Genomic DNA, 26,571 nt, shown 5'->3' with positions numbered 1-26,571 from the left:
AAAAAAAGCGTAATTGTGCTTAGATGATTACACAATAAAAATCGGACAGGTGATGCCTGTCCGTGTTTCCGTATAAAATTGCATAATGCAGAGCTACTTGGAAAGTCTTTTAAAAGACACAAGACTAAAGGGAGGTAGGCTCCTTGATAGACGTTAATAATTTTGAGTATATGAAAATTGGTTTAGCTTCACCTGATAAAATCCGTTCATGGTCTTATGGGGAAGTAAAAAAACCTGAAACAATTAACTATCGTACATTAAAACCTGAAAAAGATGGTTTATTCTGTGAACGTATTTTCGGTCCTACAAAAGACTGGGAATGTCATTGCGGAAAATATAAACGCGTTCGTTATAAAGGTGTTGTATGTGATCGTTGTGGGGTAGAAGTAACACGTTCTAAAGTACGTCGTGAACGTATGGGTCACATCGAACTAGCTGCTCCTGTATCACATATTTGGTATTTCAAAGGTATCCCAAGTCGTATGGGTCTAATTTTGGATATGTCTCCAAGATCACTAGAAGAAGTAATTTACTTTGCTTCTTACGTAGTAATAGAACCAGCAGACACACCTCTTGAAAAGAAACAATTGCTTTCTGAAAAAGAGTACCGTGCATATCGCGACAAGTTTGGAACTAAATTCCAAGCTGCTATGGGTGCAGAGGCTATTAAACGTCTACTTCAAGAAATTGATTTAGAAAGTGAAACAGAACATTTAAAAGAAGAGTTGAAAACAGCTCAAGGTCAACGTCGTACACGTGCGATTAAACGTTTAGAAGTAGTGGAATCTTTCCGTAACTCAGGTAATAAACCTGACTGGATGATTTTAGACGTTCTACCAGTAATTCCTCCAGAATTACGCCCAATGGTTCAATTGGATGGTGGACGCTTTGCTACATCCGATTTGAATGATTTATACCGTCGTGTTATTAACCGTAATAACCGTTTAAAACGTCTATTGGATCTTGGTGCTCCAAGTATCATCGTTCAAAACGAAAAACGTATGTTACAAGAAGCTGTTGATGCATTGATCGACAATGGTCGTCGTGGTCGTCCGGTAACAGGACCAGGTAACCGTCCGTTGAAATCACTTTCACATATGTTAAAAGGGAAACAAGGTCGTTTCCGTCAAAATCTACTTGGTAAACGTGTAGACTACTCTGGTCGTTCGGTTATCGTAGTAGGACCAAACTTGAAGATGTATCAATGTGGACTTCCAAAAGAAATGGCTATTGAACTATTCAAGCCATTTGTGATGAAAGAACTTGTTGAACGTGGTTTAGCTCACAACATTAAGAGTGCAAAACGTAAAATTGAACGTATGCATGCTGAAGTATGGGATGTATTAGAAGATGTAATTAGAGAGCATCCAGTTTTACTTAACCGTGCACCGACTCTTCACCGTCTTGGTATTCAAGCATTCGAACCAACATTAGTAGAAGGTCGCGCAATTCGTCTTCACCCTCTAGTATGTACAGCATATAACGCTGACTTTGATGGTGACCAAATGGCTGTTCACGTACCTTTATCAGCAGAAGCACAGGCTGAAGCTCGTTTACTAATGCTTGCAGCACAAAACATTTTGAACCCGAAAGATGGAAAACCAGTAGTTACACCATCTCAAGATATGGTTTTAGGTAACTATTACTTAACACTTGAGCGTAAAGGTGCAATGGGTGAAGGTTCAACTTTCTATGGTCCAGAAGAAGTGCTAATTGCTTATAATACTGGTCACGTACATTTGCATACACGTATTGCAATACCTGCTGCATCGGTAAACAACCAAACATTTACCGAAGAGCAAAACAAGATGCTATTGTTAACGACTGTTGGTAAAGTAATTTTCAATGAAATACTTCCAGAAACGTTCCCATACATCAATGAACCGACAGATTTCAATTTACAAACTGAAACTCCGGAGAAATATTTCGTTCCAATGACTACAGATGTGAAAAAGCATTTCGAAACTATGGATCTTGTACAGCCATTCAAGAAGAAAATCCTTGGAAATATCATTGCGGAAGTATTTAAACGTTTCCATATTACAGAAACGTCGAAAATGCTTGACCGTATGAAAGCACTCGGATTTAAATACTCTACTAAAGCTGGTATTACAATTGGTATCTCCGATATTGTCGTATTGCCAGACAAAGGCGAAATTCTTGAAGAAGCACAAGGTAAAGTGGATAAAGTTATTAAACAATTCCGTCGTGGTCTAATCACGGAAGAAGAGCGTTACGCTAGTGTTATTGGACACTGGAGTAAAGCGAAAGAAGTTATTCAAGACAAACTGATGAAATCACTAGATAACATGAACCCAATCTTCATGATGAGTGACTCAGGTGCCCGTGGTAATGCATCTAACTTTACTCAACTTGCAGGTATGCGTGGACTTATGGCCAATCCGGCTGGTCGAATCATCGAACTTCCGATCAAGTCATCGTTCCGTGAAGGGTTAACAGTACTTGAATACTTTATCTCTACACATGGTGCTCGTAAAGGTCTTGCCGATACAGCTCTTAAAACTGCCGATTCAGGTTACTTAACTCGCCGTCTAGTAGACGTTGCGCAAGATGTAATCGTTCGCGAAGATGATTGTGGAACAGACCGTGGATTACTAATTGGTTCACTAATGGAAGGAACGGAAGTTATTGAAGAGTTTGGCGAACGTATTGTTGGTCGTCATACGAAGAAAACAATCTTCCATCCAACTACAAATGAAGTGATTTTAGAAAGAGACGGGTTAATTACACAAGATGCTGCTCGTGTTATTGAAGAAGCAGGTATTACGGAGTTAACAATTCGTTCTGCATTTACTTGTAATACAAAACACGGTGTTTGTAAAAAATGTTACGGCTTGAACTTAGCTACTGGAGACAAAGTAGAAGTTGGAGAAGCAGTTGGTATCATTGCCGCTCAATCTATTGGAGAACCAGGTACACAGTTAACAATGCGTACATTCCATACAGGTGGGGTTGCTGGAGATGATATTACACAAGGTCTTCCGCGTATCCAAGAAATTTTCGAAGCTCGTAATCCGAAAGGGCAAGCTGTTATTTCAGAAATTTCAGGGACTGTTACTGAAATTGATGAAATTAGAGAAGGCCAAAAAGAAATTACAATTCAAGGTAATGTAGAAACTCGTAAATATTTGGCGCCATACAATGCACGTTTAAAAGTTCAACTTAACGATACAATGCACCGTGGTCAAGTATTAACTGAGGGTTCTGTGGATCCGAAGGAATTGTTGAGAGTTAAAGATGTTTCAACTGTTCAAGAGTACTTATTAAAAGAAGTACAAAAAGTTTACCGTATGCAAGGGGTAGAAATCGGGGATAAACATATCGAGGTAATGGTACGCCAAATGCTTCGTAAAGTGCGTGTGATTGAAGCGGGAGAAACTGACCTACTTCCAGGCTCACTACTAGATATCCACCAATTTGCTGAAGCGAACAAGGAAGCAGTTTTACAAGGTAAAATTCCTGCAACATGTCGTCCAGTTATCCTTGGTATTACAAAAGCTTCACTTGAAACAGAATCATTCTTATCTGCTGCATCATTCCAAGAAACAACTCGCGTGTTAACAGACGCAGCGATCAAAGGTAAACGTGATGAGTTATTAGGTCTGAAAGAAAACGTAATTATTGGTAAACTAGTTCCGGCTGGTACTGGTATGCAACGTTATCGCCAGATTAAAATAACAGACAACGAAGCAGATAGTGAAAAAGAATTAGTTAACGCAGAATAATACAACTGAATATTAGAGAGAAGTAATAACATTTCTCTCTAATATTTTCATGATTATTGTTGACACCCTTTTCAATGAATGATAATATATTTAAGGTTGATAGTTATTTGACTTGTACCTTTGGAGGATATGCAAATGTCTTATGAAAAAGTGAAACAAGCGAAAGAAGCAATCATAGGTACAAAGCAAGCAGTAAAAGCAATGAAAAAAGGGCTTGTCAAAGAAGTTTATATTGCACTAGATGTAGAAGAAAGAATCATTGAACTAGCACGACAAACAGCTCAAGAAAACAATGTTTCGATTAACTACGTTGAGTCTAAAGTAGATCTTGGTAAGGCTTGTGGACTGCGCTTAGCGGCGTCAGTTGTAGCTATTACTGTGTAACAGTTTTTGTGTAAAGCACAAAAACTTTGTTTTTACCCAAAAAATGAACCACCTGGATGTGTGGTATTAACAAGAACAAATGAAGGGAGGAATAATCGATGCCTACAATTAACCAATTGGTACGTAAGCCTCGTCAATCCAAAAGTACGAAATCTAAGTCTCCTGCACTAGGAAAAGGTTATAACAGCTTCAAAAAGGCTGGTACTAACCTTAACTCTCCACAAAAACGTGGGGTTTGTACTCGTGTTGGTACTATGACGCCGAAAAAACCAAACTCAGCACTTCGTAAATATGCGCGTGTACGTTTAACTAATACGTTAGAGGTTACTGCTTATATTCCAGGAGAAGGACACAACCTACAAGAACATAGTGTTGTACTTATCCGCGGAGGAAAAGTAAAAGATTTACCAGGAGTACGTTACCATATCGTACGTGGTGCTCTTGATACAGCTGGTGTTACAGGTCGTATGCAAAGTCGTTCACTTTATGGTGCAAAACGCCCTAAAGAAAAGAAATAATTTAATTAATAATTTGACATTCGTCGAAAGGAGGAAAACACATGCCTCGTAAAGGTCCTGTTTCCAAACGTGACGTGTTACCAGATCCAATTTATAATTCAAAACTAGTAACTCGTTTAATCAATAAAATGATGGTTGACGGTAAAAGAGGTACTTCTCAAAAAATTCTATACGGAGCGTTTGAACTTGTAAAAGAACGTTCTGGTAAAGATGCATTAGAAGTATTTGAAGCTGCCCTAAACAATGTAATGCCAGTTCTAGAAGTGCGTGCTCGTCGTGTTGGTGGTGCAAACTACCAAGTACCGGTTGAAGTACGTCCTGACCGCCGTTCAACACTAGGTCTTCGTTACTTAGTAAACTATTCACGTCTTCGTGGAGAAAAAACGATGGAAGAACGTTTAGCTAACGAAATTCTTGATGCATCAAACAATACTGGTGCTTCAGTTAAAAAACGTGAAGATATGCACAAAATGGCAGAAGCTAACAAAGCATTCGCTCACTATCGTTGGTAAAATCTTTTTTAACATTAACATGAAATCAAAATCATACTCTAATCCGAATATGGAAGGAGAAATACAATATGGCTAGAGAGTTCTCCTTAGAAAAAACACGTAATATCGGGATCATGGCTCACATCGATGCTGGTAAAACGACTACTACGGAGCGTATTCTTTATTACACTGGTAAAATCCACAAAATCGGGGAAACTCATGAAGGTGCATCACAGATGGACTGGATGGAGCAAGAACAAGAACGTGGAATCACTATCACTTCAGCTGCAACAACTGCTGCTTGGGATAATCACCGTGTAAATATCATCGATACACCTGGACACGTAGACTTCACTGTTGAAGTTGAACGTTCACTTCGTGTACTTGATGGTGCGGTTACAGTTCTAGATGCTCAATCTGGTGTTGAACCACAAACTGAAACAGTATGGCGTCAAGCTACAACTTATGGCGTACCACGTATTGTTTTTGTTAACAAAATGGATAAAACGGGCGCAGATTTCTTATATTCTGTAGGAACTCTTCACGATCGTTTACAAGCTAACGCTCATCCAATTCAATTACCAATCGGTGCTGAAGATGAGTTCTCTGGAATCATTGATTTAGTAACGATGAAAGCTACTGTCTACGGTAATGACTTAGGAACAGACATTCAAGAAGTGGAAATTCCTGAAGAATACAAAGCTCAAGCTCAAGAATACCGTGAAAAATTAGTTGAAGCGGTAGCTGAACTTGATGAAGATTTAATGGATAGATATTTAAATGGTGAAGAAATCACGAACGAAGAATTAGTGAAAGGTATCCGTAAAGGTACCCTAAACGTAGAATTCTATCCAGTAGTGTGTGGTACTGCATTTAAAAACAAAGGTGTTCAAAAAGTTCTTGATGCTGTTGTTGCATACCTTCCATCACCACTTGATATTCCAGCTATGAAAGGAATCGATCCTGATTCTGATGAAGAAATCGAACGTCATTCTGACGATTCAGAACCATTCTCAGCATTAGCATTTAAAGTTATGACTGACCCTTACGTTGGTAAATTAACATTCTTCCGTGTATATTCTGGTACATTACAAGCTGGATCTTATGTTCAAAACTCTACTAAAGGTAAGCGTGAACGCGTAGGACGTATTCTACAAATGCATGCAAACTCTCGTGCAGAGATTTCAGAAGTATTTGCTGGTGATATAGCTGCAGCTGTAGGCTTAAAAGATACAACAACTGGTGACACTCTGTGTGATGAAAAAGCTTTAGTAATTCTAGAGTCTATGGTATTCCCAGAACCAGTTATTTCTTTATCAGTTGAACCAAAATCTAAAGCTGACCAAGATAAAATGGGTGCTGCTCTTGTAAAATTAGCAGAAGAAGATCCTACATTCCGCGTACATACAGACCAAGAAACTGGTCAAGTTATTATCGCTGGTATGGGTGAACTTCACCTTGATATCTTAGTTGACCGTATGCGTCGCGAATTTAAAGTAGAAGCTAACGTAGGTGCTCCTCAAGTATCTTACCGTGAAACTTTCCGCTCTTCAGCAAAAGTTGAAGGTAAATTCGTACGTCAATCAGGTGGACGTGGTCAATTCGGACACGTTTGGATTGAATTCTCTCCAAACGAAGAAGGAAAAGGCTTTGAATTTGAAAACGCTGTTGTCGGTGGGGTAGTTCCACGTGAATACATTCCAGCTGTTGAGGCGGGTCTTCGTGACTCACTTAACAATGGTGTACTTGCTGGATATCCGTTAATCGATATTAAAGCGAAATTATACGACGGATCATATCATGATGTTGACTCCAATGAAATGGCCTTCAAAGTTGCTGCTTCTATGGCATTGAAAAATGCTGTATCTAAAGTAAACCCAGTAATTCTTGAGCCAATCATGAAAGTTGAAGTTGTTATTCCTGAAGAGTATTTAGGAGACATCATGGGTGATATCACTTCACGTCGTGGACGCGTTGAAGGTATGGACGCTCGCGGTAACGCACAAGTTGTACGTTCAATGGTTCCGCTTGCTGAAATGTTCGGATATGCAACGTCTTTACGTTCTAATACGCAAGGACGCGGAGTCTTCTCAATGACATTCGATCACTATGAAGATGTTCCAAAATCAATCTCTGAAGAGATTATCAAAAAAAATAAAGGTGAATAATTGAATTTTCACCAAAATTAAAGTATAACTAATTTGTAGTCTATGAAAGGCAAGGGGCTTTTAGTCCCTTACTTTTATAATAAAAAATCATACAATTACTGAGGAGGACTTCTCTAATGGCTAAAGAAAAATTTGACCGCTCCAAAACACATGCTAACATTGGTACAATCGGACACGTTGACCATGGTAAAACAACTCTAACTGCTGCTATCGCAACAGTTCTTTCTAAAAAAATGGGTGGTACAGCTAGATCATACGCTGATATCGATAACGCTCCTGAAGAAAAAGAACGCGGTATCACAATCAATACTTCACACGTTGAGTATGAGACTGCTGCTCGTCACTACGCACACGTAGACTGCCCAGGACATGCTGACTATGTTAAAAACATGATCACAGGTGCAGCACAAATGGACGGCGGGATCCTAGTAGTTTCTGCTGCTGATGGCCCAATGCCACAAACTCGTGAGCATATCCTTCTTTCACGTCAAGTAGGTGTTCCATACCTAGTTGTATTCATGAACAAATGTGATATGGTTGATGACGAAGAACTTCTTGAATTAGTTGAAATGGAAATTCGTGACCTTCTTTCTGAATACGACTTCCCAGGCGACGACATTCCTGTAATTAAAGGTTCTGCTCTTAAAGCTCTTGAAGGTGAACCAGAATGGGAAGAAAAAATCGTTGAATTAATGGACGCTGTAGATAGCTATATCCCAACTCCAGAACGTCAAACTGACAAACCATTCATGATGCCAGTTGAGGATGTATTCTCAATCACTGGTCGTGGTACAGTTGCTACTGGACGTGTTGAGCGTGGCCAAGTTAAAATCGGTGACGTTGTAGACATTATCGGTATTTCTGAAGAAGCAAAATCAACTACTGTAACTGGTGTTGAAATGTTCCGTAAACTTCTTGATTATGCTGAAGCTGGAGATAACATTGGTGCTCTTCTTCGTGGGGTTTCTCGTGAAGAGATCCAACGTGGTCAAGTATTAGCTAAACCAGGTTCAATTACACCACACACAGACTTCAAAGCTGAAGTTTATGTTCTTTCAAAAGAAGAGGGTGGACGTCATACTCCATTCTTCTCAAACTACCGTCCTCAGTTCTACTTCCGTACAACTGACGTAACTGGTGTTTGTAACTTACCTGAAGGTGTAGAAATGGTTATGCCTGGAGATAACATCGAAATGACTGTATCTCTAATCTCACCAATCGCTCTTGAAGAAGGTACTAAATTCTCTATCCGTGAGGGTGGACGTACTGTAGGCGCTGGTGTAGTTGCTACTATCACTAAGTAATCTATAATTCTCTATTATAAAAACCATCTCGTGACGACGAGATGGTTTTTTTTGTATGAAGAAATAGTGTAGACTATCTGAAAGGAGTGAATTAGTCGATGATGATGAAAGTATTGGTAATAGAAGATGATGACGCCATCTATGAAATGATTAAAGAAAGATTTGCCCAATGGTCAATTGACGTTAGTAGACCAGAAGATTTTCAAAAAGTAATGTCTACGTTTATTGAAGAAAAACCACAGTTTGTTCTCATTGATATTCAACTTCCAGCATTTGATGGATTTCATTGGTGTAGAGAAATACGTCGTATATCTAAGGTTCCCATAATTTTCTTATCATCGCGTGATCACCCCATGGATATGATTATGGCCATGCAGATGGGTGCGGATGATTTTGTACAAAAACCATTTCACCTTGATGTATTAGTTGCCAAAGTCCAAGCGCTTCTCAGAAGAACAAATGATTATCAAGAGGAGTCTATGGATATATGTAGTTGGAATGAGGCTATTATCGATTTTGCAAAAAGTGAAATTACATATAAAGAACAAACGGTCGCTTTAACGAAAAATGAGCTGTTTATATTGCGGATACTTTTGCAATCTGTAGATAAAATAGTTACTAGAGATAGTTTAATGCGAAAACTTTGGGATGATGAGCGTTTTGTTAATGATAATACATTGTCTGTAAACGTTAATCGACTTCGCTCAAAACTAGAGGTAATTGGACTTGCAGAAGTGATCATAACAAAAAAAGGTTTAGGGTATATGGCTATTACTAAGGAGGGTTTATAATCTTGTTCATTTTGTACATCAAAGAAAGAAAATCATGGATTCTTTACTTCATCATCCTTCAGATTTGGTTGAATCTCATACTAACTTTGGATGTAGCCTTTATGGAAATTTCTCTACAATACATTAACTTTATCAATATGACTGCATTTATCTTATTTTTTATATGGCGATATTTTCAAGAAACAAAGTATATTAAAGCCTTAGTTAGTAGTTTAGATAACGAGAAAGATTTAGATTTTATATTAGAATCCTTTCCAGATGGATATTCTAGCTTTGAGAAGACGTTATCCAACACGGTAGCTGAACTTGTTTTAGTAGCAAAAGAAGAGCTTAATGAGTTGAAAGTAGAGCATTTAGAAGAAAATGACCACACACTTGCATGGATTCATGAGGTAAAAACTCCACTTACTAGCATGAAGCTGATGATAGACTCGTTAGATGATAGGGGTGCGCAAAAAAAGTTAGAAGTAGAATGGCTTCGTATCCACCTATTATTAGATCAGCAATTACATAACACAAGACTTTCTACTATAGAAAAAGATTATATGATTGAAGAAGTAGACATTAAAAAGATATTACACATAGAAATAAAAGAGTTTCAAGCATGGTGTATGCAGAAAAATATTGGTTTTGACTTAGAAAATCTAGAGGTAAAAGTGATGTCCGATCAAAAATGGTTAGCCTTTATTGTGAGGCAAATAATATCCAATGCCGTAAAGTATAGCCATGTAGACAGTGAAATTCATATTCAAGCTAATATGGATGATATAGGACATGTTATTTTAAAGATTGGAGACACAGGGATAGGAATTTCTCAAGCAGATTTACCTAGAATTTTTGAAAAAGCTTTTACGGGAACAATTGGCCGACAAACTACTGCATCTACTGGAATGGGACTTTATTTGGCTAAAAATGTTGCTGAGCAGTTAGGTATTCATGTATTTGTTTCCTCTACTAGTGGAGAGGGCTCGACATTTTCTCTTCAATTTCCTTTAAAAAATGAAATAGTAAAGATTTTAGGTAGGTGACAAAATTGTCATCTACTTTATTTGTTTGTAACGTTAATCAAACGATTATCGAAAAGAATAATCGTACAATAAGATTACTAAGTAGTAGGGGGAACATACATGACTATTTTGAGCGGTCGCAAAATAAAGAAAATATATGGCAAGAAGGCAACGGCACAGGAAGTATTGAAAGGGATTGACTTAGAAGTAGGAGAAGGAGAATTCGTAGGGATAATGGGTCCGTCTGGATCTGGAAAAACGACTCTATTGAATGTACTTGCCTCTATTGATAAAGTGACAGAAGGGGTTATCGAGATAAGTGGGCAAAACCTACGTACGATGAAGGAAAAAGCATTAGCTAATTTTCGAAGAGAACAATTGGGCTTTATCTTTCAGGATTACAATTTGTTAGATACATTGACGGTAAAAGAAAATATTTTACTGCCACTTTCTATTAGTAAAGTCTCTAAACAGAAAGCGGAACAACGTTTTCAGGAAATAACACGAACGCTAGACATTCAGGAACTAGTTAATAAGTATCCAAATGAAATATCCGGTGGACAAAAGCAAAGAACTTCTGCTGCAAGAGCATTAATAAGTAATCCTACGATTGTTTTTGCGGATGAACCAACAGGGGCACTTGACTCTAAATCGGCTACCGCCCTATTAAGTAATTTAGAAAAAATTAATAAAGACAAAAAAGTAACTATTATGATGGTAACCCATGATGCTGTAGCAGCTAGTTTCTGCTCCAGAGTCTTATTCTTAAAAGATGGTCAGTTATATACCGAGTTATATAAAGGGGAGAAAAACCGTAAACAGTTCTTCCAAGAGATAATAAATACACAAGTTGTGCTTGGCGGTGATGGTTATGACGCTTAGTCAACTAGTGTTCCGAAGTATGAAGAAAAATATTAGACATTACTACTTGTATTTCTTTGCATTAATCTTTAGTGTATCACTGTATTTTTCCTTTGTAACACTACAGTATAATCCAAGTGTTCTCGAAATATCTAAGGGAGTGAAAGCTTCAGCAGGTTTGAAATCTGCCTCTTTTATTCTGTTGTTTGTTGTAGTATTTTTTGTATTGTACGCTAATCATTTATTTATGAAGAGAAGAAGCAAGGAGATTGGATTATACCAGCTAATTGGTATGTCTAAAGGATTAGTGACTAGATTATTAGCTTTAGAAAATACTATTTTATGGATCAGTGCAATTGGAGTTGGTGTAGGAATAGGGTTTTTGACATCTAGATTGTTTGCGATGATTTTACTTCGTATTTTAGAGGAAGAGGCAAGTGTAGATTTAATTTTTTCAGTGAATGCTTTGCAAATGACGATAATAGTGTTTGTAGCTCTTCTTTTTGTAGTACTGATACAGACGATGATTCATATTCGTCGGGTGACCTTGCTGACGTTATTTACTGCAACGGCTATTGCAGATACGAAAATTAAGAGATTTAGTGCTCCACAGATGGTTTTAGGATTATTCGGACTTTTATTGATCAGTTATGGTTATTATTCTTCTACGAAGTTATTCGATGTAGAAAATGCTAGTGTCCGTGCTCTGTTTACTAGAATGTTAATTATTTTAACAAGTACAATTATTGGTACGTATTTTGTATTTCGCTTTTCAGTATCATTCGTACTGAATTTAATACGTAAACAAAAAAGAGGTCATTTGTCGATTGTAGACGTATTGTCCCTGTCGCCTATAATGCATCGGATGAAATCTAATGCAATGTCCCTGACGACAATTACAATTATATCAGCAACAGCATTGGGTATTCTCTGTTTGTCATATATCTCTTATTATTCTGCAGGGTCAGTAGCTAAACAAAATATACCGTTTGACTATGTAATACCCAACAATAGTGGAGATGCATTTATTGCTGCATTAGAAGATAAAAATATTCGACATACACATACAGCTATTGAATTGCTGGATTTGGAAGTTGATACTGGGGAGTTATTTGCGAGTAAAATTCCTGATGGTATAACTGTAATGACGAAGGGTCTTATGCCAGTTGCTAAGCTTAGTGATGCGCAACAAGTGATGCCAGGACTTGAGTTGGAAGAGGATGAAGGTTATGTAGTGGGATATAGTAATGTAATGGCTGAGCTAATAAAACTGGAAGCAAATAATCCTGTTCAAATGACAACTTCTAATGAAAAACTTGAGGTCACGATAAAAGAAATAATGGGGGATTCTCTTCTTGCCTATTTTCTTTCAGGCGGTGGAATGACAATCGTTGTAAACGATGAATTATTTGAAAAACTTTCTGAAGATAAGCTGATACAACAACAAACAGTTTGGAACAAACAAGTAGGGATTGACTTAGAGGATCGCTCACGATTATCAGAAGTTCAATCAATATACGATGAAACAACTAATGATGGAATGCTAGAGCTAATGATAAATAATGGGGAAAGAAGGATTGTGAAACTAGAAAGTCAAGAAACTTATCGGCAAGACACGTTGGAGATGATGGGATTGGTAATCTTTGTTACAGGATTTTTAGGATTAGCATTTTTAATCACTACGGGCAGCATTTTGTACTTTAAACAAATGAGTGAAGCCGACGAAGAGCGCTCTTCTTATACAAATTTACGCAAGATAGGGTTTACGACAAATGAATTAATGAAAGGAATTTATATGAAGCAATTATTTAACTTTGGTGTACCGTTAATCATAGGATTAGCACATAGTTATTTTGCAGTTAAGTCAGGGTGGATGTTCTTTGGTACCGAACTATTAGCGCCATTATTAATAACGATGGGAGTGTATGTAGTTTTATATTCCACTTTTGCATTTTTATCTATCGGGTACTATCGTAAAGTAGTAAATAATTCCTTATAATCAGCGTCACTGCCTCTTTGTATAATACAAAGGGGTATTTTTGTTGACAGATTCAACAAATGATTATAAACTTTAACATGTTAGTAATCTAGTGTGTGAAAGTGAGTGTTGTTATGAATGCAGTAATAATTGCGGTAATAGTCATGTTAGTGTTGAGTTTACTTCGTATCAACGTAGTATTCTCGTTAATTATAGGAGCTCTAGTAGGAGGGCTTACAGCTGGTCTGTCATTCGCAGAAACGATTGACGCATTTACAGGTGGGTTAGGTGCTGGAGCGACCATAGCGTTAAGTTATGCATTGTTAGGAGGCTTTGCCATTGCTATCTCTAAAACCGGTATTCCTGAGCTGTTAGTGCTGGCAATTTTAAAGATAGTAAAGAGTAAAAGGGATTCAAATAAAATAGGACTAGTGAAAGCCTTAGTCTTTTTATTGTTACTTATGATGGCCGTGTTCTCTCAAAATTTAATACCAATTCATATCGCCTTTATTCCATTATTAGTACCTCCAATCTTAAAAGTATTAAACATGTTGCAAGTGGATAGAAGATTAATAGCTTGTATTTTAGCGTTTGGATTAATTACTCCGTATATGTTCCTCCCGTACGGTTTTGGTGCAATTTATCAGGACATCGTTGCTACGCAGATGGGGCTATCTGGTTTAGAGATAGCATTAAGTGATATTCCAAAGGCAATGGCGGTTCCAGCTCTTGGAATGGTATTTGGACTGATAATGGCCTTTGTTTTATTTAGGAAGCCAAGAAACTATAAACAGGAAGTAGTAGAAGTAAGTGATTTAAATGTGGAAGTGAAGAAGAGTAGTATAATCTTTACTATCGTTTCTTTAATAGCTGCATTGGTTGTTCAAGTTCAAACAGATTCTATGATTGCAGGAGCGCTTGCTGGTATCGTGGTACTTTATATTAGTGGTGCTTTAAAAAGGAAAGAGGCTGACGTACTCCTAACAGAAGGTATGCGCATGATGGCATTCGTTGGTTTTGTAATGATTACAGCGAATGGCTTTGCAGCGGTCATCAATGCTACAGGTCATGTGAAAAGCCTAGTGGAAGCATCCTCTGAGCTTTTAGCGGGTAATGTGAGTGTGGCAGTACTGATTATGTTGATTATCGGGTTAATCGTGACTATGGGAATAGGATCGTCGTTTGCTACTATTCCAATAATAGCAGCAATCTTTGTTCCGCTTGCTATGGAGTTAGGATTAAGTCCATTAGCGACAATTGCATTAATAGGTACGGCAGGTGCTTTAGGTGACGCAGGCTCACCAGCTTCCGACTCAACACTCGGACCAACAGCGGGATTAAATGTAGACGGACAACATAACCATATCTGGGATACATGCGTTCCAACTTTTATGGCTTATAATATTCCACTCGTTATTTTCGGATGGATAGCAGTAGTGTTTGTTCTATAATAGAAAAAAGGATATCTCTATGTAAGAGATATTCTTTTTTTGTTGAAATTATTTTATATAAGGATTCGCATGTCAAAAACATAATCACCCTTATCAGTTGCTATTTTCAATGGAATTTTATATACTAGTGAACGGCTTAGAAAAACAAAAGTATTATAGAAAAAGTAATGCGGTTATAATATTAAAAAGAATTTCGTAAAAAGACTTGCGAAATCTTTTTTTATTGTTTATAATATTGTAGTTGGTCTTTGACTGCGATGAAGCGAGAGGTTACCGACACACCCGGCCGCTTTGCCATGGCGAGTGTACGGAAAATTTTCGTGGAGAATGTCTAGAAAATAGGCGAAAAGGAGGGAAAGTAATGGCAAAACAAAAAATTCGTATCCGTTTAAAAGCGTATGATCACAGAATTCTGGATCAATCTGCTGAGAAAATTGTGGAAACTGCTAAACGTTCAGGTGCAAGTGTATCGGGTCCGATTCCACTTCCGACTGAGAGATCTGTTTATACGATTCTTCGTGCTGTTCATAAGTATAAAGATTCTCGTGAGCAATTCGAAATGCGTACGCATAAACGTCTTATCGATATCGTTAACCCAACACCACAAACTGTTGATGCGTTAATGAAGCTTGATTTACCATCTGGCGTTGATATTGAAATCAAACTTTAATGGTAAAAAATAAAAAACACAAAATTATTGTAGGAGGTGTGACGGATGACCAAAGGAATCTTAGGTAGAAAAATCGGTATGACGCAAGTATTTGCTGAGAACGGTGACTTAATCCCTGTAACTGTTATTGAAGCTACTCCAAACGTAGTACTTCAAAAGAAAACAGCTGAAACAGACGGTTACGAAGCTATTCAGTTAGGTTTTGAAGACAAGCGCGAAAAGCTTTCTAACAAACCTGCGAAAGGGCACGTAGCTAAAGCAAGCACTGCTCCTAAGCGCTTCATCCGCGAATTCCGCGGCTTGGATACAGCTAATTACGAAGTTGGTCAAGAAGTCAAGGTAGAAAGTTTTGCAGAAGGCGATGTAATTGATGTAACAGGTACTACTAAAGGTAAAGGTTTCCAAGGTGTTATTAAACGCCACGGACAATCTCGTGGACCAATGGCCCACGGATCTCGTTACCACCGTCGTCCAGGTTCAATGGGGCCAGTTGCTCCGAACCGTGTATTCAAACAAAAGAAATTACCTGGTCAAATGGGTGGACATACAGTAACTATCCAAAACTTAGAAATCGTAAGAGTGGATGCTGAACGTAACCTATTATTAGTAAAAGGTAATGTTCCTGGTTCTCGTAAATCATTAGTAGTTGTTAAAGCTGCTATTAAATCGAAATAATTCTCTGAAGAAAGGAGGAAACAGGAATGGCAAAAGTATCATTATTCAATCAAGCAGGATCTTCAGTTGGTGAAATCGAGTTAAACGATAAAGTTTTCGGAATTGAACCAAATGAATCTGTTTTATTTGAAGCTATCATTTCTCAACGCGCTTCACTTCGTCAAGGTAATCACAAAGTGAAAAACCGTTCTGAAGTTGCTGGTGGTGGACGTAAACCATGGAAACAAAAAGGAACTGGACGTGCTCGTCAAGGTTCTATCCGCTCTCCACAATGGCGTGGTGGTGGTGTTGTTTTCGGACCAACTCCACGTAGTTACAGCTTTAAATTACCTAAAAAAGTACGTCGTTTAGCTCTTCTTTCAGCTCTTTCAACAAAAGTTCGTGAAGAAAGCATCGTAGTACTTGAAGGTTTAGCATTTGACGCACCAAAAACAAAAGAATTCGTGAAAGTGTTATCTAACCTTTCAATCGATAAAAAAGCGTTATTCGTAACTGCTGATTTAGATGAAACAGTAGCGTTAGCTGCTCGTAACATCCCTGGAATCACAGTTGTGTCTGCAACAGGCATTAACGTTTTAGACTTAATCGGTCATAACAAGCTTGTAATGACTAAAGCTGCAGTAGAAAAAGTAGAGGAGGTGCTTGGATAATGGAAGCACGTGATATCATTAAACGTCCGGTCATTACCGAGCGTTCTTCTGAAGTAATGGCAGATAAAAAGTACACTTTCGAAGTGGACACTCGCGCTAACAAAACTCAAGTTAAATATGCGATTGAAGAAATCTTTGGAGTAGATGTTGAAAAAGTAAACATCATGAACTACAAAGGTAAATACAAACGTGTAGGTAAATTTGGTGGGTATACGAACAAACGTCGTAAAGCGATTGTTACGTTAACTCTAGACAGTAAAGAAATCGAGTTATTCGAAATCTAATCCTGTAAAAAGGAATTAATACTCAAGAAGGAGGGAATAACATGGCGATTAGAAAGTATAAACCAACGACAAACGGACGTCGTAACATGACATCATTAGATTACGCTGAAATCACAACTGACAAGCCAGAGAAATCTCTACTTGCTCCTGTGAAACGTAAAGGCGGCCGTAACAATCAAGGTAAAATTACTGTTCGTCATCATGGTGGTGGACACAAACGTCAATACCGTATCATTGATTTCAAACGAAATAAAGATGGTATACCAGGACGCGTTGCTACTATTGAATATGATCCAAACCGATCTGCGAATATCGCATTAATTAATTATGCGGATGGGGAAAAACGTTACATCCTAGCTCCTAAAGGCTTAGAAGTGGGAATGACAATCGTGTCAGGACCAGAAGCTGATATTAAAGCAGGAAACGCTCTTCCATTACAAAACATCCCAATGGGTACTACTATCCATAACATTGAAATGAAACCTGGTAAAGGTGGTCAGTTAGTTCGTTCTGCTGGTACATCTGCTCAATTACTTGGTAAAGAAGGTAAGTACGTAATCGTACGTTTACAATCTGGTGAGGTTCGTTTAATCCTAGGTGTTTGCCGTGCTACTATCGGTGAAGTAGGAAACGAACAACATGAACTTGTGAACATTGGTAAAGCCGGTCGCTCTCGTTGGTTAGGTAAACGCCCAACTGTACGTGGATCAGTAATGAACCCGAACGATCACCCACACGGTGGTGGTGAAGGTAAAACTCCAATCGGTCGTAAGTCACCTATGTCTCCATGGGGTAAACCAACTCTTGGATACAAAACTCGTAACAAGAAAAACAAATCCGACAAACTTATCATTCGTCGTCGTAAAAAATAAAGTGGTTTTACTACGGTTCATAGATAGAGCCGTGGTGTTATCACAGAGGGAGGTTTCAGCATGGGTCGTAGCTTGAAAAAAGGACCTTTCGCAGACGATCATTTATTGAAAAAGGTCGATGCACAAAAGGACTCTGAGAAAAAACAAGTAATTAAGACTTGGTCTCGCCGTTCAACAATTTTCCCTACTTTTATCGGTTTAACTATCGCGGTATATGACGGACGTAAACATGTTCCTGTATACGTGACTGAGGATATGGTAGGTCATAAACTAGGCGAGTTCGCACCAACACGCGCTTATAAAAGCCATGGTGCAGATGATAAGAAAACAAGACGCTAATTTGAGAGGAGGTCATTCAAATGTCACAAGCAAAAGCTATTGCTAAAACAGTGCGCATTGCCCCTCGTAAGGTAAGATTAGTCGTTGATTTAATCAGAGGTAAGCAAATCGGTGAAGCAGTTGCGATTTTACAACTTACTCCAAAAGCAGCATCTCCTGTTGTTGAGAAAGTATTAAAATCTGCTGTTGCAAACGCTGAGCACAATTATGATTTAGATGTTAATAATCTTGTTGTTTCTGAAGTCTTCGTTGACGAAGGTCCAACATTAAAACGTTTCCGTCCACGTGCTATGGGACGTGCAAGTGCTATCAACAAACGTACTAGCCACATCACAATCGTGGTATCAGAGAAGAAGGAGGGATAATTCGTGGGTCAAAAAGTACATCCTATAGGATTACGAGTAGGCATCATTCGTGACTGGGAGTCAAAATGGTACGCTGGTAAAGACTATGCAACTCTACTACACGAAGACTTGAAAATCCGTAAGTACATCGAAACTCGTTTAAAAGAAGCTTCTGTTTCTACTGTAGAAATCGAACGCGCTGCTAAACGTGTTAACGTTACAATTCACACTGCTAAACCAGGTATGGTAATCGGTAAAGGTGGTACGGAAGTGGAAGCACTTCGCAAGCACTTAAACGATTTAACTGGTAAACGTGTACACATAAATATCGTAGAAATTAAAAGAGCTGACTTAGATGCTAAATTAGTAGCAGAAAGTATTGCACGCCAATTAGAAGGCCGCGTATCTTTCCGTCGTGCTCAAAAACAAGCAATTCAACGCACAATGCGTTCTGGAGCTAAAGGTATTAAAACTCAAGTATCTGGACGTTTAGGTGGCGCTGATATCGCTCGTGCTGAACATTACAGTGAAGGAACTGTACCACTTCATACATTACGTGCTGACATCGATTACGCACATGCTGAAGCTGACACAACTTATGGTAAGCTAGGCGTTAAAGTATGGATCTATCGTGGTGAAGTCCTTCCAGTTAAGAAGAACTCTGAGGAAGGAGGCAAATAATATGTTAATGCCTAAACGCGTTAAATATCGTCGTGAACACCGTGGTAAAATGCGTGGTGAAGCAAAAGGCGGCAAAGAAATAGCATTCGGTGAATTCGGCTTACAAGCTACTGAAGCAAGCTGGATCACAAGTCGTCAAATTGAATCAGCTCGTATTGCAATGACACGTTACATGAAACGTGGCGGTAAAGTCTGGATCAAAATATTCCCTCATAAACCATATACGAAAAAGCCTCTTGAGGTACGTATGGGTTCAGGTAAAGGTGCTCCTGAAGGATGGGTAGCAGTTGTAAAACCTGGAAAAATTATGTTTGAAATAGCTGGCGTTTCTGAAGAGGTTGCACGTGAAGCATTACGTTTAGCATCACATAAGCTTCCGATTAAATGTAAAATAATCAAACGTCAAGAAATTGGTGGTGAATCTAATGAAAGCTAATGACATCCGTGAACTTACTACTGCAGAAATCGAACAAAAGGTAAAATCACTGAAAGAAGAGCTTTTCAACCTTCGCTTCCAATTGGCGACTGGTCAATTAGAAAACACAGCTCGTATCCGCGAAGTTCGTAAAGCTATCGCGCGTATGAAAACTGTGGTACGTGAAAGAGAAATCAGTGCAAACAACTGATAAAGGAGGTTTTCTGGCATGACTGAGCGTAATCAACGCAAAGTATACACTGGCCGTGTTGTATCAGATAAAATGGATAAAACAATTTCTGTTTTAGTTGAAACTCATAAAAAACACAAGTTATATGGCAAACGTGTTAAGTATTCTAAGAAATTTAAAGCTCATGATGAGCAAAACGAAGCCCAAATCGGAGATATCGTCCGTATCATGGAAACTCGTCCGCTATCAGCTACTAAACGCTTCCGCCTATTGGAAGTTGTAGAAAAAGCGGTTATTATCTAATAATAAGTTCGGAACTAATAAATTCCGAAGGGAGGTTACCTAAGTGATCCAACAAGAAACTCGTATGAAAGTTGCTGACAACTCAGGTGCACGTGAAGTTTTAACTATTAAAGTACTTGGTGGTACTGGACGTAAAACTGCTAATATCGGCGATATTGTCGTATGTACAGTTAAGAAAGCAACACCAGGTGGCGTTGTCAAGAAGGGTGACGTCGTTAAAGCTGTAATCGTTCGCACTAAGAGCGGCGTACGCCGTAAAGACGGAACTTATATCAAATTTGATGAAAATGCTTGCGTTATTATCAAAGATGATAAAGGACCGCGTGGAACTCGTATTTTCGGACCTGTTGCTCGTGAATTACGCGACAGCAATTTCATGAAAATCGTATCTTTAGCTCCAGAAGTTCTTTAATTTACATGAAAGTGCCAATCAAGGAGGTGCGATAGAATGCATGTTAAAAAAGGCGACAAAGTAATGGTAATCTCAGGTAAAGACAAAGGTAAAACAGGTGTTGTTCTTACTTCTTTCCCTAAGAAAGACCGTGTGTTAGTTGAAGGTGTAAACATCATCAAAAAACATATGAAGCCAAACCAAGCTAATCCGCAAGGAGGAATTGTAAGCCAAGAGGCTGCAATCCACGTATCGAATGTTATGTTAATCGACCCGAAAACTGGCGAGCCGACTCGCGTAGGTTACAAAGTGGAAGATGGCAAAAAAGTTCGTGTTGCGAAAAAATCCGGTGAAATTATTAAATAAGTAAAGAGAAGGGAGGTACACACATGAACCGCCTAAAAGAAAAGTATCTTAAGGAAGTTTCTCCTGCTCTAATGAGCAAGTTTGAATATAACTCAGTAATGCAAGTACCTAAAGTTGATAAAATTGTTATCAATATGGGTGTTGGTGATGCTGTATCTAATACAAAAGCTCTTGATGCTGCTGTAGAAGAATTACAAATCATCTCAGGTCAAAAACCTGTAGTTACGAAAGCTAAAAAATCGATCGCTGGTTTCCGTCTTCGTGAGGGTATGCCAATCGGTGCGAAAGTCACTCTACGTGGAGAGCGTATGTATGACTTCTTGGACAAATTAATTGCTATTTCTCTTCCGCGTGTACGTGACTTCCGTGGTGTTTCTAAAAAAGCATTCGACGGTCGCGGTAACTACACTCTTGGAGTTAAAGAACAGTTAATCTTCCCTGAAATCGATTATGATAAAGTTTCGAAAGTACGCGGTATGGACATCGTAATTGTAACAACTGCGAACTCTGATGAAGAAGCTCGTGAGTTATTAACACAATTCGGTATGCCATTCCAAAAGTAAAATAAGGGAGGCGAAAACGTGGCTAAAAAATCAATGGTCGTTAAACAACAACGTACGCCAAAGTTCCAAGTGCAAGCATACACACGCTGTGAGCGTTGTGGACGTCCGCACTCTGTATATCGTAAATTTAAGCTTTGCCGTATTTGTTTCCGTGAACTTGCATACAAGGGACAAATTCCTGGCGTTAAAAAAGCAAGCTGGTAATCCCCTATAACTGGGAAGGAGGTAAATGTAATGACAATGTCAGATCCAATTGCAGATATGCTTACACGCATTCGTAATGCTAACATGGTTCGTCACGAGAAATTAGAAGTTCCTGCTTCAAACCTGAAAAAGGAAATCGCGGAGATTTTAAAACGCGAAGGTTTCATCCGTGATGTTGAATATGTAGAAGATAGCAAACAAGGTATCATCCGTATCTTCTTAAAATATGGTCAAAACGACGAGCGTGTTATCACTGGTTTGAAACGTATTTCAAAACCTGGTCTACGCGTTTACGCTAAAACAAACGAAGTACCTAAAGTATTGAACGGTTTAGGAATTGCTTTAGTTTCTACTTCAAATGGTTTATTAACAGATAAAGAAGCTCGCGCTAAACAAGTTGGCGGAGAAATCGTAGCTTACGTTTGGTAATAATCAACAAACGAATGGAGGTGCAACAAAATGTCTCGAGTAGGTAAAAAACCAATAGAGGTTCCTGCAGAAGTTACTGTAACAGTTAACGCTGAAAATACAGTAGTTGTAAAAGGACCAAAAGGTGAATTAACAAAAACTTTTAACCAAGATATTAAAATTGAGCAAGAAGGTACTGTAATAACTTTAGTGCGTCCTTCAGATTCAAAAGAACACCGTACGATTCATGGAACAACTCGCGCTTTGCTAGCTAACATGATCACGGGAGTATCTGCTGGATTCGAACGTGGACTAGAATTAGTTGGGGTAGGTTACCGTGCACAATTACAAGGTTCTAAACTTGTACTTAATGTAGGGTACTCACATCCAGTTGAGTTCACACCTGAAGATGGAGTAGTAGTTGAAGTTCCTTCTAATACAAAAGTTATCGTTCGCGGTATTGATAAAGAACGCGTTGGTGCATTAGCATCTAACATTCGCCAAGTTCGTCCACCAGAGCCTTATAAAGGTAAAGGTATTCGTTATGAAGGCGAAGTTGTACGCCGCAAAGAAGGTAAAACAGGTAAATAATGCATCTCGCATTAGAAAGGAGTGACCACTGTGATTACGAAACAAGACAAAAATCAAGTTCGTAAGAAACGTCATGCACGTGTTCGTACAAAAATCACGGGTACTACTGAACGTCCACGTTTAAATGTATTCCGTTCAAACAAACATTTATACGCACAACTGATTGATGATACTCAAGGTGTTACAATCGCAAGTGCATCCACTATGGATAAAGATTTCAATGGAACAGCTGGAAATGTAGAAGCTGCTAAATTGATCGGTGAAACAATCGCAAAACGCGCTACAGAAAAAAACATCAAATCTGTTGTATTTGACCGTGGCGGTTACTTATATCATGGACGTGTTAAAGCGTTAGCTGAAGCTGCACGTGAAAACGGCTTAGAATTTTAAGAAGAAGGAGGGACATATTTCATGCGTGGTATTGACCCAAACAAACTTGAACTTGAAGAACGCGTAGTAACAATCAACCGTGTTGCTAAAGTTGTAAAAGGTGGACGTCGTTTCCGTTTTACAGCATTAGTAGTTGTTGGTGATAAAAACGGTCATGTAGGATTTGGTACTGGTAAAGCACAAGAAGTTCCAGATGCTATCCGTAAGGCAGTTGAAGACGCGAAGAAAAACTTAATAGAAGTACCAAGAGTTAAAGGAACTACTCCTCACCTTGTAGTTGGACAATTTGGTGCTGGTTCTATTCTAGTTAAACCTGCTGCACCTGGTACAGGAGTTATTGCTGGTGGACCGGTTCGTGCGGTACTTGAATTAGCTGGAATTACAGATATTCTTTCTAAATCACTTGGATCTAACACACCTATCAACATGGTACGTGCTACAGTACAAGGTTTAACTCAATTAAAACGTGCTGAGGACGTTGCTAAATTACGTGGTAAATCAGTAGAAGAACTGTTAGGATAAGGGGGGAAATTACAATGGCAACTAAATTAGAAATTACCCTTACTAGAAGCTTGATCGGTACTAAACCAGCTCAACGCAAAACAGTAGAAGCTCTTGGATTACGTAAAATGCATCAAACAGTTGAGCATCAAGACAATGCAGCTATCCGCGGGATGGTTGGCAAAGTAGCTCACTTAGTAACAACAAAAGAAATTTAAGGTTTATTTATAGAATAAGGAGGTGCCACCATATGAAACTTCATGAGTTAAAACCATCAGAAGGATCTCGTTCATCGCGCAAGCGTATCGGACGTGGTATCGGTTCTGGAACTGGTAAAACATCAGGTAAAGGTCATAAAGGTCAAAACGCTCGTTCAGGCGGAGGCGTTCGTCCAGGATTTGAGGGCGGTCAAAACCCGTTATTCCGTCGTTTACCAAAACGTGGATTTACGAATATTAATCGTAAAGAATTCGCAATTGTGAACCTTGACACATTAAATCGTTTCGAAGAAGGCACAGAAGTTACACCTGCATTATTAATCGAAACAGGTGTTGTGAGCAGTGAAAAATCAGGTATTAAGATTCTTGGTAACGGATCACTTGACAAGAAGTTAACTGTAAGAGCTCATAAATTCTCTGCATCAGCTAAAGAAGCAATTGAGAACGCTGGCGGATCAACAGAGGTGGTTTAATGTTTCAGACAATCTCCAACTTTATGCGTGTGAGAGATATTCGAAATAAAATCATTTTTACTTTATTGATGTTAATCGTCTTCCGTATTGGGACATTTGTTCCTGTGCCATTTGTCGATGCCGATGTATTAAAACAAACAGATCAATTAGGTTTGATCGGTTTTCTAAATACATTTGGTGGTGGGGCCCTTGCTAACTTCTCTATTTTAGCGATGGGTATCATGCCTTACATCACTGCATCCATCATTGTACAATTACTACAAATGGATGTTGTTCCGAAGTTTACGGAGTGGGCTAAACAAGGAGAAGTCGGAAGACGGAAACTTGCACAATTCACTCGTTACTTCACAATTGTGTTAGCTTTTATCCAGGCAATTGCTATGTCATACGGTTTTAACCGCATGTATAGTGGTTCTTTGATAAAGGAAGACGGTATATTGACATACTTAGTTATTGCAGTTGTTTTGACAGCCGGTACTGCATTTTTAATGTGGTTAGGAGAACAAATTACTGCTAAAGGTGTTGGTAATGGTATTTCTATTATTATCTTCGCTGGTATTGTTGCTGCCATTCCAAATGCAGTTAACCAAGTGTATGCACAACAAATTGAAGGTGCAGGCGATGCACTGTTTATCAATATTGTAATAGTACTTTTACTTTTATTGGCGATTATCGCAGTAACAGTTGGAGTAATTTACGTTCAACAAGCGTTGCGTAAAATTCCAATTCAATATGCGAAGCGTGTTTCTGGTACTGCCCAAACGGGTGGCCAACAAACTCATTTGCCTTTAAAAGTTAATGCTGCGGGAGCAATTCCGGTAATCTTTGCATCAGCGTTTCTTATGGCGCCTCAATCAATCGTATTATTCTTCGGTCAAAACAATGTTACCGATAGTATTACGAGAGCATTAGATTATACACAACCTATTGGTATGACAATTTATATTGCTTTAATCATTGCGTTTGCTTACTTCTATGCGTTCATTCAAGTGAACCCCGAGAACGTAGCGGACAATTTGAAAAAGCAAGGTGCGTATATTCCAGGGATTCGTCCAGGGATCAATACACAAAATTATTTAACTAGCGTTTTGTATCGTTTAACTTTTGTTGGAGCTATATTCTTAGCTGTTATTGCAATCATGCCGATGCTGTTTGTGAAATATGCGGATCTTCCGCAGTCAGCACAAATTGGCGGAACAAGTTTGTTAATCGTGGTTGGGGTTGCACTCGAAACGATGAAACAGTTGGAATCCCAATTAGTTAAACGTCATTATAAAGGCTTTATGAAATAAGGTAGGTTTTTAGGGACTTTGAGTTCCTAAAAATCAACTATATAGTCCTGGGGGGCATTTTCGTATGAATATCGTTTTAATGGGTTTACCTGGTGCTGGTAAAGGTACTCAGGCAGATAAAATTGTTGAGAAGTACGCAATCCCTCATATTTCTACAGGCGATATGTTTCGTGCAGCAATTAAAGATGGTACGGAACTAGGTTTGAAAGCAAAATCGTTTATGGATCAAGGTGCTTTGGTACCTGATGAAGTTACGATTGGTATTGTCCGCGAAAGATTAAGCAAACCAGACTGTGAAAAAGGATTCCTACTTGATGGTTTCCCTCGTACAGTTCCACAAGCAGAAGCACTTGATGCTTTACTTTCGGAACTTGATAAATCTATTGAGCATGTGCTTAATATTCAAGTAGAACAAGAAGAATTGATCAAACGTCTAACAGGACGACGCATTTGTAAAGAATGTGGTACTGCTTATCATTTAGTCTTTAATCCACCTGCTAAAGATGGAGTATGTGACAAAGATGGTGGCGAGCTTTATCAACGTGCTGACGATAATCCGGAAACGGTAACTAACCGTCTGGAAGTAAATATGAAGCAAACACAGCCTTTGCTTGATTTTTATGAAGACAAAGGTGTTTTAACTAATATAAATGGACAGCAGGATATTAAACTAGTATTCGCTGATCTTGATGCTCTGTTACAGGGCAACCGCATATAATTGCCCGGTGCCCGTCGCAGACGACTGAATACCCGGGTAGTGTGCAAAGAACGAAAATGTTTTTTTCGAGAGCTGCAAAAGCATATTGCGCCCGGTATACGTTCGGAGGAATAAGAATGCATCAAAAGCGGGGACTCCCTTGTCCACGTGCATTTATACTACTTACGAGGTATAATGGGTTTCGTGGAAGCATCTGTGTAACGAACGGGTACTATGGAACTCTACCAACACATTCGTACGAACATGTTGACATGAGGGAGACGGTCTACTCCGTGGATTGCTATAAGCGAAACCTTACGAGTGTCTTTCGAACATCTCTCATGATTTCCAAACA

Annotated in this window: 34 protein-coding genes; all 34 read left to right on the top strand. The window is 38.7% G+C overall.

The window, feature by feature from the left end:
• Positions 1 to 143: 143 nt before the first annotated feature.
• Entirely contained in the window at positions 144 to 3,746 is a 3,603-nt protein-coding gene (gene rpoC / locus ACIQX2_RS16545; RefSeq protein ID WP_402852857.1) for a DNA-directed RNA polymerase subunit beta', read from the top strand.
• Positions 3,747 to 3,881: 135 nt separating this feature from the next.
• Positions 3,882 to 4,130, top strand: coding sequence for a ribosomal L7Ae/L30e/S12e/Gadd45 family protein (locus ACIQX2_RS16540; RefSeq protein ID WP_402852854.1), 249 nt, complete (start codon positions 3,882 to 3,884; stop codon positions 4,128 to 4,130).
• 98 nt (positions 4,131 to 4,228) lie between these two features.
• Positions 4,229 to 4,648: a 30S ribosomal protein S12 gene (rpsL, locus tag ACIQX2_RS16535; RefSeq protein WP_090567780.1), complete on the top strand. Its 420-nt coding sequence runs from the start codon at positions 4,229 to 4,231 to the stop codon at positions 4,646 to 4,648.
• Positions 4,649 to 4,689: 41 nt separating this feature from the next.
• Entirely contained in the window at positions 4,690 to 5,160 is a 471-nt protein-coding gene (gene rpsG, locus ACIQX2_RS16530) for a 30S ribosomal protein S7 (RefSeq protein ID WP_090567783.1), read from the top strand.
• A gap of 68 nt (positions 5,161 to 5,228) precedes the next feature.
• The gene (fusA, locus tag ACIQX2_RS16525) at positions 5,229 to 7,307 is read left to right on the top strand and encodes an elongation factor G (protein ID WP_402852849.1); all 2,079 of its coding nucleotides are present in this window, start codon (positions 5,229 to 5,231) and stop codon (positions 7,305 to 7,307) included.
• A gap of 116 nt (positions 7,308 to 7,423) precedes the next feature.
• On the top strand, positions 7,424 to 8,611 hold the full coding sequence (gene tuf, locus ACIQX2_RS16520) for an elongation factor Tu (RefSeq protein WP_402852846.1): 1,188 nt from the start codon (positions 7,424 to 7,426) through the stop codon (positions 8,609 to 8,611).
• Between the two features lie 104 nt (positions 8,612 to 8,715).
• Positions 8,716 to 9,402 (top strand): response regulator transcription factor, encoded by a 687-nt coding sequence (locus ACIQX2_RS16515; protein ID WP_402853288.1) that lies wholly within the window; start codon positions 8,716 to 8,718, stop codon positions 9,400 to 9,402.
• A gap of 2 nt (positions 9,403 to 9,404) precedes the next feature.
• Positions 9,405 to 10,430 carry a sensor histidine kinase gene (locus ACIQX2_RS16510; RefSeq protein ID WP_402852843.1) on the top strand — a complete coding sequence of 342 codons (1,026 nt, stop codon included), beginning with the start codon at positions 9,405 to 9,407 and terminating at the stop codon, positions 10,428 to 10,430.
• Positions 10,431 to 10,529: 99 nt separating this feature from the next.
• A complete protein-coding gene (locus ACIQX2_RS16505; RefSeq protein WP_402852840.1) occupies positions 10,530 to 11,291 on the top strand; it encodes an ABC transporter ATP-binding protein in 762 nt (253 codons plus the stop codon).
• Positions 11,281 to 13,269, top strand: a complete 1,989-nt coding sequence (locus tag ACIQX2_RS16500) for an FtsX-like permease family protein (RefSeq protein WP_402852837.1) — start codon at positions 11,281 to 11,283, stop codon at positions 13,267 to 13,269. Before ACIQX2_RS16505 ends, ACIQX2_RS16500 begins: the two co-directional genes overlap by 11 nt.
• 113 nt (positions 13,270 to 13,382) lie before the next feature.
• Positions 13,383 to 14,699: a Na+/H+ antiporter family protein gene (locus tag ACIQX2_RS16495; protein WP_402852834.1), complete on the top strand. Its 1,317-nt coding sequence runs from the start codon at positions 13,383 to 13,385 to the stop codon at positions 14,697 to 14,699.
• Between the two features lie 361 nt (positions 14,700 to 15,060).
• Positions 15,061 to 15,369, top strand: coding sequence for a 30S ribosomal protein S10 (gene rpsJ / locus ACIQX2_RS16490; RefSeq protein ID WP_042478628.1), 309 nt, complete (start codon positions 15,061 to 15,063; stop codon positions 15,367 to 15,369).
• A gap of 45 nt (positions 15,370 to 15,414) precedes the next feature.
• Complete coding sequence (gene rplC / locus ACIQX2_RS16485) at positions 15,415 to 16,044, top strand: 50S ribosomal protein L3 (protein WP_093062488.1); 630 nt, start codon at positions 15,415 to 15,417, stop codon at positions 16,042 to 16,044.
• Positions 16,045 to 16,070: 26 nt separating this feature from the next.
• Positions 16,071 to 16,694, top strand: coding sequence for a 50S ribosomal protein L4 (gene rplD, locus ACIQX2_RS16480; RefSeq protein ID WP_093062489.1), 624 nt, complete (start codon positions 16,071 to 16,073; stop codon positions 16,692 to 16,694).
• Positions 16,694 to 16,978 (top strand): 50S ribosomal protein L23, encoded by a 285-nt coding sequence (gene rplW / locus ACIQX2_RS16475; RefSeq protein WP_342599464.1) that lies wholly within the window; start codon positions 16,694 to 16,696, stop codon positions 16,976 to 16,978. The genes rplD and rplW overlap by 1 nt, the downstream gene beginning before the upstream one ends.
• A 41-nt stretch (positions 16,979 to 17,019) precedes the next feature.
• On the top strand, positions 17,020 to 17,850 hold the full coding sequence (rplB, locus tag ACIQX2_RS16470) for a 50S ribosomal protein L2 (protein ID WP_402852825.1): 831 nt from the start codon (positions 17,020 to 17,022) through the stop codon (positions 17,848 to 17,850).
• 60 nt (positions 17,851 to 17,910) lie between these two features.
• Positions 17,911 to 18,189, top strand: a complete 279-nt coding sequence (rpsS, locus tag ACIQX2_RS16465) for a 30S ribosomal protein S19 (RefSeq protein WP_090567829.1) — start codon at positions 17,911 to 17,913, stop codon at positions 18,187 to 18,189.
• Between the two features lie 20 nt (positions 18,190 to 18,209).
• Positions 18,210 to 18,554: a 50S ribosomal protein L22 gene (rplV, locus tag ACIQX2_RS16460; RefSeq protein ID WP_093062492.1), complete on the top strand. Its 345-nt coding sequence runs from the start codon at positions 18,210 to 18,212 to the stop codon at positions 18,552 to 18,554.
• A gap of 3 nt (positions 18,555 to 18,557) precedes the next feature.
• A complete protein-coding gene (gene rpsC, locus ACIQX2_RS16455) occupies positions 18,558 to 19,214 on the top strand; it encodes a 30S ribosomal protein S3 (RefSeq protein WP_090567835.1) in 657 nt (218 codons plus the stop codon).
• Between the two features lies 1 nt (position 19,215).
• Complete coding sequence (rplP, locus tag ACIQX2_RS16450; RefSeq protein WP_090567838.1) at positions 19,216 to 19,650, top strand: 50S ribosomal protein L16; 435 nt, start codon at positions 19,216 to 19,218, stop codon at positions 19,648 to 19,650.
• Positions 19,640 to 19,840, top strand: coding sequence for a 50S ribosomal protein L29 (gene rpmC, locus ACIQX2_RS16445; RefSeq protein ID WP_090567840.1), 201 nt, complete (start codon positions 19,640 to 19,642; stop codon positions 19,838 to 19,840). The genes rplP and rpmC overlap by 11 nt, the downstream gene beginning before the upstream one ends.
• An 18-nt stretch (positions 19,841 to 19,858) precedes the next feature.
• Positions 19,859 to 20,122, top strand: a complete 264-nt coding sequence (gene rpsQ / locus ACIQX2_RS16440; RefSeq protein WP_093062495.1) for a 30S ribosomal protein S17 — start codon at positions 19,859 to 19,861, stop codon at positions 20,120 to 20,122.
• A 43-nt stretch (positions 20,123 to 20,165) separates the two neighbouring features.
• Positions 20,166 to 20,534: a 50S ribosomal protein L14 gene (gene rplN, locus ACIQX2_RS16435; protein ID WP_053591327.1), complete on the top strand. Its 369-nt coding sequence runs from the start codon at positions 20,166 to 20,168 to the stop codon at positions 20,532 to 20,534.
• Between the two features lie 36 nt (positions 20,535 to 20,570).
• Entirely contained in the window at positions 20,571 to 20,879 is a 309-nt protein-coding gene (gene rplX / locus ACIQX2_RS16430) for a 50S ribosomal protein L24 (RefSeq protein WP_093062496.1), read from the top strand.
• A gap of 23 nt (positions 20,880 to 20,902) precedes the next feature.
• On the top strand, positions 20,903 to 21,442 hold the full coding sequence (gene rplE / locus ACIQX2_RS16425) for a 50S ribosomal protein L5 (protein ID WP_090567848.1): 540 nt from the start codon (positions 20,903 to 20,905) through the stop codon (positions 21,440 to 21,442).
• Positions 21,443 to 21,460: 18 nt separating this feature from the next.
• Positions 21,461 to 21,646, top strand: coding sequence for a type Z 30S ribosomal protein S14 (locus ACIQX2_RS16420; protein WP_093062497.1), 186 nt, complete (start codon positions 21,461 to 21,463; stop codon positions 21,644 to 21,646).
• 30 nt (positions 21,647 to 21,676) lie between these two features.
• Entirely contained in the window at positions 21,677 to 22,075 is a 399-nt protein-coding gene (gene rpsH / locus ACIQX2_RS16415; protein ID WP_090567854.1) for a 30S ribosomal protein S8, read from the top strand.
• A gap of 30 nt (positions 22,076 to 22,105) precedes the next feature.
• Positions 22,106 to 22,645 carry a 50S ribosomal protein L6 gene (gene rplF / locus ACIQX2_RS16410; protein WP_402852816.1) on the top strand — a complete coding sequence of 180 codons (540 nt, stop codon included), beginning with the start codon at positions 22,106 to 22,108 and terminating at the stop codon, positions 22,643 to 22,645.
• Positions 22,646 to 22,675: 30 nt separating this feature from the next.
• Positions 22,676 to 23,035, top strand: coding sequence for a 50S ribosomal protein L18 (gene rplR, locus ACIQX2_RS16405; RefSeq protein ID WP_090567859.1), 360 nt, complete (start codon positions 22,676 to 22,678; stop codon positions 23,033 to 23,035).
• A gap of 21 nt (positions 23,036 to 23,056) precedes the next feature.
• Entirely contained in the window at positions 23,057 to 23,557 is a 501-nt protein-coding gene (gene rpsE / locus ACIQX2_RS16400; RefSeq protein ID WP_093062499.1) for a 30S ribosomal protein S5, read from the top strand.
• A 14-nt stretch (positions 23,558 to 23,571) separates the two neighbouring features.
• Positions 23,572 to 23,754: a 50S ribosomal protein L30 gene (gene rpmD / locus ACIQX2_RS16395; RefSeq protein ID WP_090567866.1), complete on the top strand. Its 183-nt coding sequence runs from the start codon at positions 23,572 to 23,574 to the stop codon at positions 23,752 to 23,754.
• A 32-nt stretch (positions 23,755 to 23,786) separates the two neighbouring features.
• Complete coding sequence (rplO, locus tag ACIQX2_RS16390; protein ID WP_402852810.1) at positions 23,787 to 24,227, top strand: 50S ribosomal protein L15; 441 nt, start codon at positions 23,787 to 23,789, stop codon at positions 24,225 to 24,227.
• On the top strand, positions 24,227 to 25,519 hold the full coding sequence (gene secY, locus ACIQX2_RS16385) for a preprotein translocase subunit SecY (protein ID WP_402852808.1): 1,293 nt from the start codon (positions 24,227 to 24,229) through the stop codon (positions 25,517 to 25,519). Before rplO ends, secY begins: the two co-directional genes overlap by 1 nt.
• A gap of 64 nt (positions 25,520 to 25,583) precedes the next feature.
• The gene (locus tag ACIQX2_RS16380; RefSeq protein ID WP_402852806.1) at positions 25,584 to 26,237 is read left to right on the top strand and encodes an adenylate kinase; all 654 of its coding nucleotides are present in this window, start codon (positions 25,584 to 25,586) and stop codon (positions 26,235 to 26,237) included.
• The last annotated feature ends 334 nt before the right edge of the window (positions 26,238 to 26,571 follow it).

This window comes from Psychrobacillus sp. NPDC096623 (assembly GCF_044762655.1).
GTDB lineage: Bacteria > Bacillota > Bacilli > Bacillales_A > Planococcaceae > Psychrobacillus.
This window is presented reverse-complemented; position numbering and strand designations above follow the sequence as displayed.

Bases quoted from the DNA above. Each gene is read 5' to 3' on its own strand.
- ACIQX2_RS16540 (WP_402852854.1), top strand. From the start codon at position 3,882: ATGTCTTATGAAAAAGTGAAACAAGCGAAAGAAGCAATCATAGGTACA.
- rpsL (WP_090567780.1), top strand. From the start codon at position 4,229: ATGCCTACAATTAACCAATTGGTACGTAAGCCTCGTCAATCCAAAAGT.
- rpsG (WP_090567783.1), top strand. From the start codon at position 4,690: ATGCCTCGTAAAGGTCCTGTTTCCAAACGTGACGTGTTACCAGATCCA.
- fusA (WP_402852849.1), top strand. From the start codon at position 5,229: ATGGCTAGAGAGTTCTCCTTAGAAAAAACACGTAATATCGGGATCATG.
- tuf (WP_402852846.1), top strand. From the start codon at position 7,424: ATGGCTAAAGAAAAATTTGACCGCTCCAAAACACATGCTAACATTGGT.
- ACIQX2_RS16515 (WP_402853288.1), top strand. From the start codon at position 8,716: ATGAAAGTATTGGTAATAGAAGATGATGACGCCATCTATGAAATGATT.
- ACIQX2_RS16505 (WP_402852840.1), top strand. From the start codon at position 10,530: ATGACTATTTTGAGCGGTCGCAAAATAAAGAAAATATATGGCAAGAAG.
- ACIQX2_RS16500 (WP_402852837.1), top strand. From the start codon at position 11,281: ATGACGCTTAGTCAACTAGTGTTCCGAAGTATGAAGAAAAATATTAGA.
- ACIQX2_RS16495 (WP_402852834.1), top strand. From the start codon at position 13,383: ATGAATGCAGTAATAATTGCGGTAATAGTCATGTTAGTGTTGAGTTTA.
- rpsJ (WP_042478628.1), top strand. From the start codon at position 15,061: ATGGCAAAACAAAAAATTCGTATCCGTTTAAAAGCGTATGATCACAGA.
- rplC (WP_093062488.1), top strand. From the start codon at position 15,415: ATGACCAAAGGAATCTTAGGTAGAAAAATCGGTATGACGCAAGTATTT.
- rplD (WP_093062489.1), top strand. From the start codon at position 16,071: ATGGCAAAAGTATCATTATTCAATCAAGCAGGATCTTCAGTTGGTGAA.
- rplW (WP_342599464.1), top strand. From the start codon at position 16,694: ATGGAAGCACGTGATATCATTAAACGTCCGGTCATTACCGAGCGTTCT.
- rplB (WP_402852825.1), top strand. From the start codon at position 17,020: ATGGCGATTAGAAAGTATAAACCAACGACAAACGGACGTCGTAACATG.
- rpsS (WP_090567829.1), top strand. From the start codon at position 17,911: ATGGGTCGTAGCTTGAAAAAAGGACCTTTCGCAGACGATCATTTATTG.
- rplV (WP_093062492.1), top strand. From the start codon at position 18,210: ATGTCACAAGCAAAAGCTATTGCTAAAACAGTGCGCATTGCCCCTCGT.
- rplP (WP_090567838.1), top strand. From the start codon at position 19,216: ATGTTAATGCCTAAACGCGTTAAATATCGTCGTGAACACCGTGGTAAA.
- rpmC (WP_090567840.1), top strand. From the start codon at position 19,640: ATGAAAGCTAATGACATCCGTGAACTTACTACTGCAGAAATCGAACAA.
- rpsQ (WP_093062495.1), top strand. From the start codon at position 19,859: ATGACTGAGCGTAATCAACGCAAAGTATACACTGGCCGTGTTGTATCA.
- rplX (WP_093062496.1), top strand. From the start codon at position 20,571: ATGCATGTTAAAAAAGGCGACAAAGTAATGGTAATCTCAGGTAAAGAC.
- rplE (WP_090567848.1), top strand. From the start codon at position 20,903: ATGAACCGCCTAAAAGAAAAGTATCTTAAGGAAGTTTCTCCTGCTCTA.
- rpsH (WP_090567854.1), top strand. From the start codon at position 21,677: ATGACAATGTCAGATCCAATTGCAGATATGCTTACACGCATTCGTAAT.
- rplF (WP_402852816.1), top strand. From the start codon at position 22,106: ATGTCTCGAGTAGGTAAAAAACCAATAGAGGTTCCTGCAGAAGTTACT.
- rpsE (WP_093062499.1), top strand. From the start codon at position 23,057: ATGCGTGGTATTGACCCAAACAAACTTGAACTTGAAGAACGCGTAGTA.
- rpmD (WP_090567866.1), top strand. From the start codon at position 23,572: ATGGCAACTAAATTAGAAATTACCCTTACTAGAAGCTTGATCGGTACT.
- rplO (WP_402852810.1), top strand. From the start codon at position 23,787: ATGAAACTTCATGAGTTAAAACCATCAGAAGGATCTCGTTCATCGCGC.
- secY (WP_402852808.1), top strand. From the start codon at position 24,227: ATGTTTCAGACAATCTCCAACTTTATGCGTGTGAGAGATATTCGAAAT.
- ACIQX2_RS16380 (WP_402852806.1), top strand. From the start codon at position 25,584: ATGAATATCGTTTTAATGGGTTTACCTGGTGCTGGTAAAGGTACTCAG.